The organism is Streptomyces sp. NBC_00390 (assembly GCF_036057275.1).
GTDB lineage: Bacteria > Actinomycetota > Actinomycetes > Streptomycetales > Streptomycetaceae > Streptomyces.
Genome location: NZ_CP107945.1, coordinates 4250270 through 4265746, shown reverse-complemented (window position 1 = coordinate 4265746; position 15477 = coordinate 4250270). Strand labels below are relative to the sequence as shown.

The 15477-nt window shown below is 70.6% G+C and carries 11 protein-coding genes and 1 pseudogene; 5 read left to right on the top strand and 7 right to left on the bottom strand.

Annotated elements, in window-relative coordinates:
• Positions 1–4 precede the first annotated feature (4 nt).
• The 4 genes from OHS70_RS18560 (at position 5) to OHS70_RS18545 (ending at position 4331) form a co-directional block, all read left to right on the top strand.
• Positions 5–853: a M24 family metallopeptidase gene (locus OHS70_RS18560; RefSeq protein ID WP_328398916.1), complete on the top strand. Its 849-nt coding sequence runs from the start codon at positions 5–7 to the stop codon at positions 851–853.
• Positions 850–2619 carry an SDR family oxidoreductase gene (locus OHS70_RS18555; RefSeq protein WP_328398915.1) on the top strand — a complete coding sequence of 590 codons (1770 nt, stop codon included), beginning with the start codon at positions 850–852 and terminating at the stop codon, positions 2617–2619. The genes OHS70_RS18560 and OHS70_RS18555 overlap by 4 nt, the downstream gene beginning before the upstream one ends.
• A gap of 32 nt (positions 2620–2651) precedes the next feature.
• The gene (locus OHS70_RS18550; RefSeq protein WP_328405732.1) at positions 2652–3617 is read left to right on the top strand and encodes a MerR family transcriptional regulator; all 966 of its coding nucleotides are present in this window, start codon (positions 2652–2654) and stop codon (positions 3615–3617) included.
• A 144-nt stretch (positions 3618–3761) separates the two neighbouring features.
• Positions 3762–4331 carry an RNA 2'-phosphotransferase gene (locus tag OHS70_RS18545; RefSeq protein ID WP_328398914.1) on the top strand — a complete coding sequence of 190 codons (570 nt, stop codon included), beginning with the start codon at positions 3762–3764 and terminating at the stop codon, positions 4329–4331.
• A gap of 102 nt (positions 4332–4433) precedes the next feature.
• Here OHS70_RS18545 and OHS70_RS18540 read toward each other — a convergent pair whose 3' ends face one another.
• Positions 4434–5333: an LLM class flavin-dependent oxidoreductase gene (locus OHS70_RS18540; RefSeq protein ID WP_328398912.1), complete on the bottom strand. Its 900-nt coding sequence runs from the start codon at positions 5331–5333 to the stop codon at positions 4434–4436.
• A 94-nt stretch (positions 5334–5427) separates the two neighbouring features.
• On the opposite strand from OHS70_RS18540, the gene OHS70_RS18535 reads away from it, so the two are divergent.
• Complete coding sequence (locus tag OHS70_RS18535) at positions 5428–6300, top strand: HAD family hydrolase (protein WP_328398910.1); 873 nt, start codon at positions 5428–5430, stop codon at positions 6298–6300.
• A 15-nt stretch (positions 6301–6315) separates the two neighbouring features.
• Here OHS70_RS18535 and OHS70_RS18530 read toward each other — a convergent pair whose 3' ends face one another.
• The 6 genes and pseudogenes from OHS70_RS18530 to hisC form a co-directional block, all read right to left on the bottom strand.
• Positions 6316–7362, bottom strand: a complete 1047-nt coding sequence (locus tag OHS70_RS18530) for a M23 family metallopeptidase (RefSeq protein ID WP_328398908.1) — start codon at positions 7360–7362, stop codon at positions 6316–6318.
• 112 nt (positions 7363–7474) lie between these two features.
• A pseudogene (locus OHS70_RS39075) lies at positions 7475–7754 on the bottom strand (histidine kinase); the annotation flags it as partial.
• A gap of 161 nt (positions 7755–7915) precedes the next feature.
• Positions 7916–11494, bottom strand: a complete 3579-nt coding sequence (cydD, locus tag OHS70_RS18520) for a thiol reductant ABC exporter subunit CydD (protein WP_328398904.1) — start codon at positions 11492–11494, stop codon at positions 7916–7918.
• A gap of 6 nt (positions 11495–11500) precedes the next feature.
• A complete protein-coding gene (cydB, locus tag OHS70_RS18515) occupies positions 11501–12502 on the bottom strand; it encodes a cytochrome d ubiquinol oxidase subunit II (RefSeq protein ID WP_328398902.1) in 1002 nt (333 codons plus the stop codon).
• A gap of 23 nt (positions 12503–12525) precedes the next feature.
• Positions 12526–14034: a cytochrome ubiquinol oxidase subunit I gene (locus OHS70_RS18510; protein ID WP_328398900.1), complete on the bottom strand. Its 1509-nt coding sequence runs from the start codon at positions 14032–14034 to the stop codon at positions 12526–12528.
• A gap of 251 nt (positions 14035–14285) precedes the next feature.
• The gene (gene hisC, locus OHS70_RS18505; protein ID WP_328398898.1) at positions 14286–15365 is read right to left on the bottom strand and encodes a histidinol-phosphate transaminase; all 1080 of its coding nucleotides are present in this window, start codon (positions 15363–15365) and stop codon (positions 14286–14288) included.
• Positions 15366–15477: the final 112 nt, after the last annotated feature.

Below are 15477 nucleotides of genomic sequence, written 5' to 3'. Positions count from 1 at the left end.
TGGCATGACCCCAGCAGTGGCAAGGGAACTGACCGCGGAACTACGGGGGTTCAGGGAAGTCCAGCGCCTCGCCTACGCCTGTGCGGAGGCGGTCGCGGCGCAGCTCAAGCCCGGCGTGACGGAGCGCGAGGCGGCACGGATGCAGCGCGAGTGGCTGCGCGAGCGCGGTGTGCGGGACTGGTTCCATCTGCCGTTCGCCTGGTTCGGGGACCGCACGGCCTTCACCGGCTTCCGGGTGCCGCTCCAGTTCTTCCCGACCAACAGGGTTCTTGAGGCGGGCATGCCGTTCATCCTCGACATGGCCCCGGTCCACAACGGCTTCACCGCGGACATCGGCTACTCGGGCTGTCTGGGCCCGAGCCCTCTGCACGACAAGCTGCTCGCCGACCTCGAGGCGCACCGCGAGCTGATCCTGCGCGAGGTACGGGAGCGGCGCTCGCTGCGCGCGATCTACGAGGACGTGGACCGGCTCATGGTCCGCCAGGGGTACGCCAACCGGCATCGCGCCTACCCGTTCGGGGTCATCGCCCACAAGGTCGACCGGGTCAGGGAGCGCCGCTGGTCCCCGCGGCTCTTCGGGTTCGGTACGCAGTCGCTCAAGGGGCTGGCCTCCGACGCACTGCACGGCCACCGCGAGGGCTGGTCGCCGCTGTGGAGTCCGTACAGATTCTCCGACCACCCGCCCCGGCCCGGGCTGTGGGCGGTCGAGCCGCACCTCGGTTTCCGGGGAACGGGCGCGAAGTTCGAGGAGCTCCTGGTGGTCACCGACTCCAGGGATCCGGAGCAGAGTGCGTTCTGGCTGGACGATGATCTGCCGCATGTGCGGCGCTGGGCGGAGGAGAGGTCGGCGTGAGTCTCAAGGGGGCGCGCGAGCGCTGGGTGCGTACGGGCGGGATCGACCTGTGCGTGGCCGAGCTGGGCGACGAGAGCCGGCCGACCGTGCTGCTGGTGCACGGCTATCCGGACAGCAAAGAGGTCTGGTCACAGGTCGCGGCCAGGCTGGCCGACCGTTTCCATGTGGTGCTGTACGACGTCAGGGGGCACGGCCGCTCCACCGTGCCCCTCCCGCTGCGCGGCGGCTTCACCCTGGAGAAGCTGACGGACGACTTCCTGGCGGTCGCCGATGCGGTGAGCCCCGACCGGCCGGTGCATCTGGTCGGCCACGACTGGGGGTCGGTGCAGTCGTGGGAGTTCGTCACCGTCGAGCGCACCGAGGGCCGGATCGCCTCCTTCACCTCGATGTCCGGGCCGTCCCTCGATCACTTCGGGCACTGGATCAAGCAGCGGATGTCCCGGCCGACGCCCCGCAGGGTGGGCCAGCTCCTCGGCCAGGGCGCCAAGTCCTGGTACGTGTACATGCTGCACACCCCGGTGCTGCCCGAGCTCGCCTGGCGAGGGCCGCTGGGCAAGCGCTGGCCGAAGATCCTGCAACGCGTGGAGAAGGTGCCGTCCGGTGACTACCCCACGGCCTCGCTGCCCCAGGACGCCGCGCACGGGGCCTGGCTCTACCGGGACAATGTCCGGGCGCGGCTGCGGCGGCCGCGCACGGACGCGTATGCGCATGTGCCGGTCCAGCTGATCACACCGACCGGGGATGCCTTCCTTTCCGAGCGGCTCTACGACGACCTGGACACCTGGGTCCCACGGCTGACGCGGCGCACGCTGCCGGCCAAGCACTGGGTGCCGCGCACCCGGCCGGACCAGCTGGCGGCGTGGATCGGCGAGTTCGTCACGGCGCACGAGGGCAGGCCGGCCGGGACGGCCGCGCCGTCGTCCGTGCCCCGGGGGGCCCACGCCGAGCGGTTCGGCGGGCAGCTCGTCCTGGTGACGGGAGCGGCCAGCGGGATCGGGCGGGCCACCGCGTTCGCGTTCGCCGAGGCGGGTGCGCGCGTCGTGGTCGTCGACCGGGACGGGGAGGGCGCCGCGCGCACAGCGGAGATGTGCCGGCTGATCGGCGCGCCCGGGGCGTGGGCGGAGCAGGTGGACGTCAGCGACGAGCAGGCGATGGAGAAACTCGCCGAGAAGGTCGCCGCCGAGCACGGCGTGGTGGACGTACTGGTCAACAACGCAGGGATCGGGGTGTCGGGCTCGTTCCTCGACACCGGCTCCGAGGACTGGAAGAAGGTCCTGGACGTCAATCTGTGGGGCGTCATCCATGGCTGCCGGCTGTTCGGCAGGCAGATGGCCGAGCGCGGGCAGGGCGGCCACATCGTCAACACCGCCTCCGCGGCGGCGTTCCAGCCCTCCCGGATGCTGCCCGCGTACAGCACCTCCAAGGCGGCGGTGCTGATGCTCAGCGAGTGTCTGCGCGCCGAGCTGGCAGGCCGGGGCATCGGTGTCTCCGCCATATGCCCCGGCATCGTGAACACCAACATCACCGCCACGACGCGCTTCGCGGGTGCGGACGAGACCGAGGAGAAGCGCCGGCAGCAGCGGTCCACCCGGCTGTACGGGCTGCGCAACTACCCGCCGGAGAAGGTCGCCGACGCGATCCTGCGGGCGGTCGTGCACAACCGGGCCGTCGTGCCGGTGACACCCGAGGCGAGGACAGTGCACTTCCTGTCACGGTTCGCGCCGAAGGCGCTGCGGGCGATCGCCCGGGTGGAGCCACGGCTGTGAGCCGGGGGCGGCCCGCAGGAGAGGGAGCGGGACTGTCCGCGGGCGAGGGGGCCGGGCCGTCGGGGCAGTCGGTCGTCGAGTACCGGATCGAGGATCTCGCGCATCGCAGCGGTGCCACGGTCCGGACGATCCGCGCCTACCAGGACCGTGGACTGCTGCCCAGGCCTGAGCGGCGCGGCCGTTCCAACGTGTACGGCTCCGCCCACCTCACCCGGCTGCGGCAGATCGCCGATCTCCTCGACCGCGGCTACACCCTGGCCTCGATCAAGGAGCTGCTGGAGGCCTGGGACGCGGGGCGCGGGCTCGGCGGGGTGCTCGGACTCGTGGCCGAGGTGCAGGGTCCGTGGACCGACGAGGAGCCGAGCCGCATCTCCCGCGCCGAGCTGGACGCGAGGTTCGGCGGGGCTCCGGACGAGGACGCACTGGCCGAGGCGGTGGAACTCGGAGTGCTGGAGCGCATCCCCGGGCGGAGCGACGAGTTCCTCGTTCCGAGCCTACAAGAGCTCTCGGTGGCTGCCGAGTTGTATGCGGCGGGTGTCCCTCTGCCGGCAATCTCCGGACACCTGCGCGAACTTCGCGGCCAGGTCGAGCACATCGCCGCGCGTTTCCTGGAGTTCACCACCGAGCATGTCTTCGCGCGCTATCTGGAGCACAGGCCGCCCACGGACGCGGATGCGGCGGAAGCTGCGGCTCTGGTCCGGCGGCTCCGTCCGCTCGCACAACAGACGGTGGACGCCGAACTTGCCCGGGCCATGCGGACCTTCGCCACCCGTCACCTGCAACACCACTTGGGTGCGAAGGGGCAGCCGGCGGTCGCCGCGGAGGCCCGTCCGGTGACGCTTCCCGCTCGGACAATGCAGTCCGTCCAGGCTCTTGTCGGCGAACAGAACGCCGCCGCGTTCATCGCCGCGGCGACCGAACGGGAGCTCCACGCCCGGACGTTGGACTCCCTCACCTCAACCCGGGCAGCTGCGGAGTCATTTGACCAAAAGCCATGAACCACAGGCTCGTTGTCCACAGATTCGCCAATTCCCCTGTGGATAACTCCAGTTGGCTGTGGATCAAACCTGAGAGCCAACTTTTTCTGCGAACCGGGATTTATTGCGGTGGCGCCGGCGATGCCAGCCGGGCACTCTGGCGGAATGAACGCAAGACCCGATACCACGCCCGACGAGCGGCGGACCGTCAAGGTGTCGAAGTACCTCTCGAAGCATCTGCGCCATCAACCGGACCGGATCGGCATCACCCTCGATACGAACGGCTGGGTGCCGATAGACGAGCTGATGCATGCGGCCGCCCGGCACGGCTTCCCCTTCACCCGCGCCGAGCTCGACCATGTGGTCGCCGTCAACGACAAGCGGCGCTTCACCATCGACGGCGCCCGCATCCGAGCCAATCAGGGCCACACCGTCGAGGTCGAGCTGGACCTGCCCCAGGCGGAACCGCCCGAGTACCTGTACCACGGCACCGGCCCCCGCAGCCTGGACGCGATCCGCGCCGAGGGCCTGCGCCCCATGAACCGCCACGTCGTGCACCTGTCACCCGACCGCGAGACCGCGACCCGGGTCGGGGCCCGCCGTGGCCGGCCGGTCGTCCTGTCCGTACGGTCGGGCGCGATGCACCGGGCAGGCCATGTCTTCCAGGTGAGCGCCAACGGGGTCTGGCTCACCTCCGCCGTCCCGCCCCAGTACATCAGCTTCCCGACGTCGTAGCGACGGGCCACGAGGCCCCACGGAACCCCGCACGAGGAGCAGCCACCAACGGCCCCCGCCTTGACCAGGCCCAGGGCCGTCAGGCGGCGCGACGGCGTCCCCTCAGCCGCCCAGCCGGGCCAGGGCCTCGGTCGCGATCTGTTCGAAGACCGCCTGGTCAGAGGCGAAGTCCGAGTCGGGGATGGGCGCGTGCACGACGATCTCGGTGATGCCCAGCTCGAAGTGCCTGCCCGCGAAGTCGACGAAGGCTTCCAGTGACTCCAGCGGCCGGCCGCGGTCCGGAGTGAATCCGGTGAGCAGGATCTTGTCCATCTCGGACGCGTCCCGGCCGATGTCGGCGCAGGCCTTGCCGAGCTTGTCCATCTGGTCGCGGACAGCCTGACGGGACTGCTCGGGAGTGCCGGTCTCGAACAGCTTCGGATCACCCGTGGTCACCCACGCCTGACCGTGCCCGGCCGCGAGCTTCAGCCCGCGCGGACCGGTCGCGGCAACGGCGAACGGCAGCCGGGGCCGCTGCACGCAGCCGGGGATGTTGCGTGCCTCGACGGCCGAGTAGAAGGTGCCTTCGCAGGTCACGGAGGATTCGGTCAACAGCCGGTCGAGCATCGGCACGAACTCGGCGAAGCGGTCGGCCCGCTCGCGCGGCGTCCAGGCCTCCTGGCCCATGGCCGTCGCGTCGAAGCCCGTACCGCCGGCGCCGATGCCGAGCGTGATCCGCCCGCCCGAGATGTCGTCGAGCGAGATCAGATCCTTGGCCAGGGTCACCGGGTGCCGGAAGTTCGGCGAGGTGACCAGGGTGCCCAGCCGCAGCCGCTCGGTGACGGCCGCCGCAGCGGTCAGCGTCGGCACCGCGCCGTACCAGGGCCCGTCACGGAAGGTCCGCCACGACAGGTGGTCATACGTGTACGCGGTGTGGAAACCGAGCTGCTCGGCACGCAGCCACTCATCGCGGCCGCCTTGGTGCCAGGCGCGGACAGGAAGGATCACGGTACTCAAACGCATGTCATCGAGCGTACGTCCCCCGCGACCATGCCCTTCCCACTCAGATGTGCAGACAGCCGCACGCACGTGCGGCACGGTACGGGAGAATGGATCAGTGACCTCAGCTACCGATACCCGCCCCCTGCCCGCCGGCCCCCGGCTGATCGCCACCGACCTGGACGGCACCCTGCTGCGCGACGACAAGTCCGTGTCGGACCGGACCATCGCCGCTCTCGCCGCCGCGGAGGAGGCCGGCCTCGAGGTCTTCTTCGTCACCGGCCGGCCCGCCCGCTGGATGGATGTGGTCAGCGGCCATGTCCATGGCCACGGCCTCGCCATCTGCGCGAACGGCGCGGCGGTCGTGGATCTGCACGCGGGAGGAGAACTGCTTCAGGTCCGTGACCTGCCGCGGGAGACCGCCCTGGAGATCGTACGCACCCTGCGCGACGCCGCCCCCGGCACCTCGTTCGCGGTCGAACTGACCACCGGCATCCACTACGAGCCGCACTACCCGCCGTTCCACCTCGACCCGGGCGCCACCGTCGCCCCCGCGGAGAAACTGCTCAGCGAGGAGCGGCCCGGCCAGGGAGCCCCGGTGCTCAAACTGCTCGCCCAGCATCCCGAACTGACGCCCGACGGCTTTCTCACCCTCGCCCGTACCGCCGCCGGGGAGCTCGCCTCCTTCACCCGCTCAAGCCCGACTGCGCTGCTGGAGGTCAGCGGACTGGGTGTGAGCAAGGCGAGCACGCTCGCACTGTGCTGTGCGCAGCGAGGGATCTCCGCCGACGAGGTCGTGGCGTTCGGGGACATGCCCAACGATGTGGAGATGCTGACCTGGGCGGGGACTTCGTACGCCATGGGCAATGCCCACCCGGATGTGATCGCCGCAGCCTCCGGGCGGACGGTCGACAACAACGAGGACGGTGTCGCCGTGGTCATCGAGCAGATCCTCGCCCGCCGGGCCGAGCGGCAGCGCCGACCCGCCTGATCCGCGGGCGCGGGCTCAGATGTACACCCCGCGCTCGCGCAGCCACTCCACCGGATCCACAGCGGATCCCAGATACGGCGTGAGCCGCGCCTCGAAGTGCAGGTGCGGCCCCGTCGAGTTACCAGTGGTGCCCGCCTGGCCGATCCACTGCCCGGCACGCACCTGCTCGCCCTGGTCGACGGTGACGGATGCCAGATGGGCGTACTGCGAGTAGTAGCCGTCCGGGTGCTGGACCACGATCTCGATACCGAAGCCGCCGCCGCAGATGACCGACACCACCCGGCCGGATCCGACCGAGCGCACCGGCGCGCCGATGCCCACCGCGAAGTCCTGTCCGGTGTGCCGCCGGGCCCAGTGGTCCCCCGTGCTGTCGAACCCGGCGGACAGGGAGTACTTCGCCACCGGCGTCACCCACTTGAGCCCCCGCGGTACACCTCCGGGCTGCTCCAGCCGGACGGCACCCGCGCAGGCGCCCGCGGCAGCGCTGCGATTCGCCTCCCCCTGCAGCTGCCACTGAGCGGTCTCCAGCTTGCTCTCGATGCCACCCTTGATCTTGGCCAGCTCGGCGCTGCGCCGGTCGAGGTCGCGCCAGGCGGCCCGGGCCTTGCCTTCCGCCACCGCCACACGCTGTTCGGCCTGCTTCGCCCGGCGCAGCAGCCGGTTGACCGCCGTCTCCGCCTGCCGTGCCACCCGACGTGCCCGCAGCAGCTCTTCAGGGCTGTCGGCGAGGAGCAGCGCCGCAGCCTGCACGAGCGGGCTGCCGGTGCGGTACTGCTCGCGGGCGATGCCGCCGATGGCGTCGTGGAGAGTGCCGAGCGCGTGCCGCCGCCGTGACAGCCGCTCCTGGAGCTCCTCGGCCGTGGCGCGCTGAGCCTCGGCCGCGCGCCTGCCCTGCTCGTACCGCTCGGTGGCCTTGGCCGCCTCTGCGTACAGCCGCGCCACGGTGATGCTGGTGGGCGGTTGCGGTCCGTCGGACGCGGCGGCGGTGGGTGCTGCCGTACCGAGGAGCGCGCACAGCAGCACCGGGATGAGCAGCAGCCGGTCGCGGTGTCTATAGCGCATCAACGGATCGTCACCCGGAGCCGGTGTGAATTCCGGGACCGCTGCGGTGTCGTACGGCCACCTGGCCCAGTGGCCGCCACGGCTCGGTCCAGTACGACACCCGTGGCGCCTGCAGCGGGGCCCACCACAGCGCCGTCGTTCCCGCTGCCGGGCCGCGGCCGCCCAACGACACGGCCCGGCGGCCCCAGGCTGCGTTGTCCGCTGCGCCTGCCGCCCTGCGGGATGCCGACTCCGTCGTCCACCCACGGTCAGGCGTACGCCGTCGGTGCCGTCCGGGAGTTCACGATGGCATCGCCGCCGACGATCCGGGACTCGTGCGCATCCCGGGAGACGTCGGCCGGCGCTTCGCGCAGCGCCGCGACGAGGTTCCTGCCGGCGAACTCGCCGGCCATGCGCCCGCCTCGCCCGCCGGCAGTGGGGCCGACAACCGCCGGCGGGCAGCAGCACAATGTCCGCGGTCGAATCGTCGAGCCTGCGAGCCTGCTCGGCAACGACGGACAGCGCGTCCTCCGCGTCGCCGCCGGAGAGGAGGGCGGTGGTGACCGCCCCCGCTTCAGGCGGAGACTCGGGTGCTGAGCAGGTCCGCGGCCCTCTCCCGTTCCAGCATCCGCAGAAGCGGCCCGTCGGCTCCGGCGAGCTCCTCGTAGGGGCCGCGCTGCACGCACCGCCCCTCCTCCATGACCACGATCTCGTCGACGGCTTCCAGGCCGCGGAGCCGGTGGGTGATCAGCACGGTCGCCACGCCCTCGGCAGAGCGCTCCTCGCTCGCCGCCAGCAGATCGGCGGTGAGCGCATCGGCCGTGGCCAGGTCGAGATGCTCGGCCGGCTCGTCGAGCACCAGTACCGGGAAGCGGGCCAGCAGTGCGCGCGCGAGGGCCAGCCGCTGGCGCTGGCCACCGGACAGATGCGCCCCGTGCTCGCCGACCAGGCTGTCCAGCCCGTCGGGCAGCGCGTCGACCCACTCCAGCAGCCGGGCGTCGGCAAGTGCCCGGCGCAGCTCCTCCTCCGAGGCTCCGGTGCGGGCGAGCCGCAGGTTCTCCCGCAGGGAGCTGTCGAAGAGGTGGGCATCCTGTGCGCACAGCCCCACGAAACGGCGCACCGCGTCACCGTCCAGTGCCGCGGCGTCCGCTCCGCCGATCGTGTAGCTCCCCGAGCGGGCGTCGAGGAACCGCAGCATCAGCTGAGCAAGCGTCGTCTTTCCCGATCCGGACGATCCGACCACCGCGATCCGCTTCCCGGGCGTCAGGGTGAGATCGACCCCGTCGAGCGCGTTCCGCTCCTGGCCGGGGTAACGGGCACAGATCCCGCTCAGGGTCAGCGGGAACGCCGTGCCGGGGGCGGCGGCCGGGTGCTGCGGCTCGTGCACCGGCACGGGCGCATCCAGCACCTCGTACACCCGCTCGGCGCTTCGCCTGACCCGCCGGCGGTACTGCACGGCGAGCGGCAGTCCGGCGACGGCCTCGAACGCGGCAAGCGGCGTCAGCACGACGACCGCCAGGCTGACCCCGTCGAGCCGCCCCTCCCGTACGGCCTGCACCCCGACGAACGCGGCAGCCACCACGGTCAGCCCGCACACCAGGGCGGACAGCCCGGAGCCGAGCGCCGTCGCGGCCGCACCCCTCGCCGCGATACGGGTCAGCCGCCCGTCCGCCTCACGTGCCCTCTCGAGCCGGCGCTTCAGCGCTCCGGCGACCGTCAACTCGGCCGCCCCGCCGAGCAGGTCGACGATACGGATCGCCAGCGTCCCCCGCGCGGGTGCCAGCCGGTTCTCGGCCTGTCGCGCGAACGCCCCGCCGATCAGCGGTACGCCGACCCCTGCGGCGAGCAGGCCGGCGGCGAGGACCGCCCCGGCCTCGGGCAGCAGCCACGCCGTGAAACCGACGGAGACCGCCCCGACGACAGCAGCGGTCCCCGCGGGCAGCAGCCAGCGCAGCCAGTAGTCCTGAAGGGCGTCCACATCGGCGACAAGACGCGTCAGCAGATCCCCGCGCCGCGTGCGGCGCAGTCCGGCGGGCGCGATCCGCTCCAGCCGGCGGTAGACCGAAACCCGCATATCGGCGAGCATCCGCAGTACGGCGTCGTGCGACACGAGCCGCTCCGCGTACCGGAAGACCGCCCGCCCGATACCGAAGGCCCGGGTCGCCGTCACGGCCACCATCAGATAGAGCACAGGCGGCTGTTCGGCGGCGCGGGAGATCAGCCAGCCAGAGACCGCCATCAGCCCCACTGCTGATCCGAGCGCGAGACTGCCCAGTGCCAGCGCAAGGGCGAGCCGGCCGCGCACCTCTCCGGCGGCCGCCCGCACCCGCGCGAGCGGCGAGCGCGCAACCGCCGTGCGGGACTGGACCGTGTGTGACTCCGACCTGTGGGCGGGCGCCGACGGCATCCCTTCCGGCCCGGGCCGCGGGCCCGTTGCCTCGGGCGCTCCGCTGGCCGGGCGCGTTCCTGAGGACGCAGGCGGGCGACGGGTGAGCGTGACCACCCGGTCCGCCACTGCGAGCAGCGCCGGCCGGTGCACGACCAGCAGCACCGTGCGCCCGCGGGCCAGCCGCCCCACCGCCTCGACGATGCCCGCCTCCGTCTCTCCGTCGAGCGCCGCCGTGGGCTCGTCGAGCAGAAGGATCGGCCGGTCCGCGAGGAACGCCCGGGCCAGCGCGAGCCGTTGCCGCTGTCCTGCCGAGAGCCCCGCACCGTCCTCCCCGAGCCACGTGTCCGCACCCAGGGGGAGGGCGGCCACGAAGTCGTACGCGCCCGCGTCCCGCAGCGCCGCGTACACCGCCGCGTCGTCCGCGTCCGGCCGCGCCAGGCGGACGTTCTCCGCGATCGTCCCGGCGAAGAGATGCGGCCGCTGGGGCACCCACGCGATCTGCTCCCGCCACCGTCCGGGATCGAGGTCGGCCAGGTCCGTGCCGCCGATCCGCACCCGGCCGCCGGCCGGTTGGACAAAGCCCAGCAGCACATTCAGCAGCGTCGACTTCCCGGACCCACTCTCCCCGATCAGCGCGACCGTCTCGCCGGGCTCCACCACCAGGCAGGCCGCATCGAGCGAGACCTCACTGCGCCCCGCATGCCGCACGGTCACCGCGTCGAGCTCCAGCCGGAGTGTGTCCGGCACCGGTCGCGTACCGGCCGGTGCCGGCTCGGCGGCCAGCACCTCGAAGATGTCCTCCGCGGCGGACAGACCCTCCGCCGCGGCGTGGTACTGCGCCCCGACCTGGCGGATCGGCAGGTATGCCTCCGGCGCCAGGATGAGGATCACCAGCCCCGTGTACAGATCCAGCTCGCCATGAACCAGCCGCATGCCGATACCGACCGCCACCAGCGCCACCGACAGCGTGGAGAGCAGCTCCAGGGCGAACGAGGAGAGGAACGCGATCCGCAGGGTGCGCAGGGTCGCCTGCCGGTACTGGGTGGTGATGGCCCGGATCGACTCCGCCTGCGCCTTGGCCCGTCCGAACACCTTCAGGGTCGGCAGGCCTGCGACCACATCCAGGAAGTGACCCGACAGCCGGGACAGCAGCCGCCACTGACGGTCCATCCGGGCCTGTGTCGCCCAGCCGATCAGCACCATGAACACCGGAATCAGCGGCAGCGTGACCACGATGACCGCGGCCGAGACCCAGTCCTCGGTCACGATCCGCACCAGCACGGCGACCGGCACCACAACCGCCAGCCCCAGCTGCGGCAGATAGCGCGAGAAATAGTCGTCCAGCGCGTCAATGCCTCGCGTGGCGAGCGCGACAAGCGATCCGGTCCCGCCCACAGCTCCGCGGACAGGGGAGACCCCGTGCCCGCCGAGCCACCCCGGGCCCAGTTCGGCGGCCCGCTGCAGCAACCGCCCGCGCAGCTCCGACTTGACCGCGGCACTCGCCCGGTGCGCGGCCAGTTCCGTCAGCCAGGACACGGCCCCCCGGCCGAGGGCCACTGCCGCCAGCAGCGCCAGCGGCGTCGCGAGCGAGGAGGTGGAGAGTCCGCGCTGGAACGCGCCCACCACGACCTCGGCGATCAGCATCGCCTGGGCGATGACCAGCGCCGAGCCGGCCAGCCCGAGGCCCACCACGGTGATCAGGAAGAGCCGGGTGGCTCGGGCGTACCGGAGAAGACGCGGGTCGATCGGTTTCACGTGAAACATCCCCCGCTAGTGCGCGTCGGCGATGTGCTGGGTGCCGATCCGCTTGCGGAACACCCAGTACGTCCAACCCTGGTAGAGCATGACCAGTGGGGCGGCAATACCGGCACACCAGGTCATGATCTTCAGCGTGTACGGGCTCGACGACGCATTGGTGACCGTCAGACTCCAGGCGTCATTGAGCGAGGACGGCATGACGTTCGGGAAGAGCGTGAGGAACAGCATCGCCACCGCTGCGGTGATGGTCACGCCCGACAGTGCGAACGACCAGCCCTCCCGCCCCGCCCTGATGGCCCCGACCGCCCCGACCAGCGCCCCCACCGCGACCATCATCGCCACCAGACTGGGGCCGTCGCCGAACGAGGCCTGGGTCCACAGCAGAAAGACGAGCGCGAGAACGGCGGTGAGGAGTCCGAGCTTCAGCGCGAGCGCGCGGGCTCGGACCCTTATGTCCCCCACTGTCTTCAGCGCGGCGAACACCGTGCCGTGGAAGGTGAAGAGAGTGAGCGTCACCAACCCGCCCAGCAGCGCGTACGGGTTGAGGAGGTCGAGAAAGGAGCCGACGTACTCCTTGTTCTCGTCGATCTTCACGCCGCGCACGATGTTGCCGAACGCGACACCCCACAGCAGGGCCGGCAGCAGGGACGTCCAGAAGATGGCGTGCTCCCAGTTGGTCTGCCAGCGCTCCTCGGTCCGCTTGTGCCGGTACTCGAAGGCGACCCCGCGCACGATCAGACAGACCAGGATGAGCAGCAGGGGGAGATAGAACCCGGAGAAGAGAGTGGCGTACCACTCCGGGAAGGCGGCGAAGGTCGCGCCTCCGGCGGTCAGCAGCCACACCTCGTTGCCGTCCCAGACCGGCCCGATGGTGTTGATCAGGACGCGCCGCTCGCTCCGGTCCCGGGCCAGCAGCTTGGTCAGGATGCCCACCCCGAAGTCGAATCCCTCAAGGAAGAAGTAGCCGATCCACAGGACGGCGATGAGTACGAACCAGACGTCATGGAGTTCCATGCCTCAGCAGCTCCTCAGCGGTCTCAGTACGAGAAGGCCATCGGCCGGTCGGCGTCGCGGTCGTCGCCGCCGATCCTCGTGGGCGGGTTGCGGTCGGCATCGGTGAGCTCGGGCGGCCCGGCCTTGACGTACTTCACCAGCAGCCTGACCTCGATCACGGCGAGCACGGCGTAGAGCAGGGTGAAGACGGTCATCGAGGCGAGGACCTCGGCCTGGGAGACACCGGGGGAGACCGCGTCCCGGGTGCGCAGCACGCCGTACACGACCCAGGGCTGGCGGCCCATCTCCGTGAAGATCCACCCCCAGGAGTTGGCGATCAGCGGGAACGCCGTGGTCCACAGCGCAACGAGCCAGTACCACTTGCTCAGCCGGGGGCTGAGCGCCTTGTTCCTGAAGAGGACCAGATGCGGGACCTCGTCCTCGCCGGTCCTCAGCGCCGGCGGCAGCAGGAACTTCCGGCGCGTCAGCCAGAGCCCGGCCATGCCGATGGCGAGGGAGGCCATCCCGAAGCCGATCATCCAGCGGAACCCCCAGTAGGCGACGGGGATGTTGGGTCGGTAGTCGCCGGGGCCGAACTTCTCCTGCTCCGCCTTGTTGACGTCGTTGATGCCCGGGACGTACGAGTCGAAGTCGTCGTTGGCCAGGAAGGACAGCAGGCCGGGGATCTCTATGGCGACCTTGTTGTGGCCGGCGTCGACGTCTCCGTAGGCGAAGATCGAGAAGGGCGCGGGCGCCTCGCCGTCCCACAGCGCCTCGGCGGCGGCCATCTTCATCGGCTGCTGCTTGAACATGACCTTGCCGAGCAGATCGCCGCTGACGGCGGTGAGCAGACCGGCGACCGCGATGGTGACCAGTCCGAGCCGCAGCGAGCTGCGCATCACCGGGATGTGCTTCCTGCGGGCCAGGTGGAAGGCGGAGATACCGGCCATGAAGGCACCGCCGACAAGGAAGGCGGCCGTCATGGTGTGGAAGAACTGGGTCAGCGCGGTGTTCTGGGTGAGCACCAGCCAGAAGTCGGTGAGCTCGGCCCGCCCGCGTTCCTCGTTGATCCGGTAGCCGACCGGGTGCTGCATCCAGGAGTTGGCCGCCAGGATGAAGTACGCGGACAGGACGGTGCCGATCGAGACCATCCAGATGCAGGCCAGATGGATCTTCTTCGGGAGCTTGTCCCAGCCGAAGATCCACAGTCCGATGAAGGTCGACTCGAAGAAGAACGCGATCAGTGCCTCGAAGGCGAGCGGAGCACCGAAGATGTCACCGACGAAGCGCGAGTAGTCGGACCAGTTCATACCGAACTGGAACTCCTGGACGATGCCGGTGACGACGCCCATCGCGATATTGATCAGGAAGAGCCTGCCCCAGAATTTGGTGGCTCTGAGGTACTTCTCCTTCTCCGTCCGCACCCAGGCGGTCTGCAGGCCGGCGGTGAGCGCGGCGAGCGAGATCGTCAGAGGGACGAAGAGGAAGTGGTAGACGGTGGTGATGCCGAACTGCCAACGCGCCAGGGTTTCCGGCGCCAGAGCCAGATCCACGTCGTCATCTCCTTACGTCGCCGTGATCACAGCGCAGTGTGCCCCGCAGATTCCCCTGATTACGGAAGAAAACGGCAGCGCTTGTGAACGCGTTCACATTCACAAGCATTATGGCTCACCCGCCTGCGAGGCCATCGACCGGGGGTACCCCTTCAGCGCCGGACCGACCGCCCGCCACCGGCCACCCGCTCATGGGAAACCCCCATGAGCACGGGCTCATGGGGGTTTCCCTGCGTACGGCGCGGCTGTCCCTACAGCTCCTTGCTGAAGTTCGCCGCGGTGTGCAGGAACACATCGTTGGCCTCGCACTCGCCGATCGTCACCCGCACGCCTTCTCCCGCGAACGGCCGCACGACCACACCGGCCTTCTCGCAGGCGGCGGCGAAGTCGAGGGTCCGCTCGCCGAGCCGCAGCCAGACGAAGTTCGCCTGGGTCTCGGGCACGGTCCAGCCCTGCTCGATCAGACCCTGGTGCACCCGCGTGCGCTCGGCGACCAGCGAACCGACCCGCCCCAGCAGTTCGTCCTCGGCCCGCAGCGAGGCCACGGCCGCGTCCTGCGCGAGCTGGGAGACACCGAACGGGACCGCCGTCTTGCGCAGCGCGGCAGCCACCGGCTCCTGGGCGACGGCGAAACCGACCCGCAGCCCGGCCAGTCCGTACGCCTTGGAGAAGGTGCGCAGCACGGCCACGTTCGGACGCTCGCGGTAGATCTCGAGCCCGTCGGGGACCTGGGCGTCCCGGATGAACTCGCGGTACGCCTCGTCCAGCACCACCAGCACATCCGACGGCACCCGGTCGAGGAACCGCTCCAGCTCGGCCCGGCGCACCACCGTGCCGGTCGGATTGTTGGGGTTACAGACGAAGATCAGCCGCGTGCGCTCGGTGATCGCATCGGCCATGGCGTCGAGATCGTGCACGTCACCGGCGGTCAGCGGCACCGGCACCGGCGTCGCCCCGCTGATCTGCGTGATGATCGGATAGGCCTCGAAGGAGCGCCAGGCGTAGATCACCTCGTCGCCGGGACCCGAGGTGGACTGCAGGAGCGACTGGGCCACGCCCACCGAGCCCGTGCCGGTCGCCAGATGCGACACCGGCACGCCGAAACGGTTCGCGAGTTCGTCCATCAGGCCGGTGCAGGCCATGTCCGGGTAGCGGTTGAAGTTCTGCGCCGCGGCGATCGCGGTCTCCATCACGCCCGGCAGCGGCGGATAGGGGTTCTCGTTGGACGACAGCTTGAAGGCGACCGGGCCACCGGCTGCCGCCGGCTTGCCCGGCTTGTAGGTGGGGATGCCGTCCAGCACCGCACGCAGCTTGGGGCTCGTCTCGCTCACCGCAGGTCCTCCTTGACCGTCGACCTCGGGCCGTACACATCGGTACCGCTCACCAATACTGCTCACCTTATGAGGATTCCGGGCCGCTGCGAATGGGCGCCGCCAAGGAAGG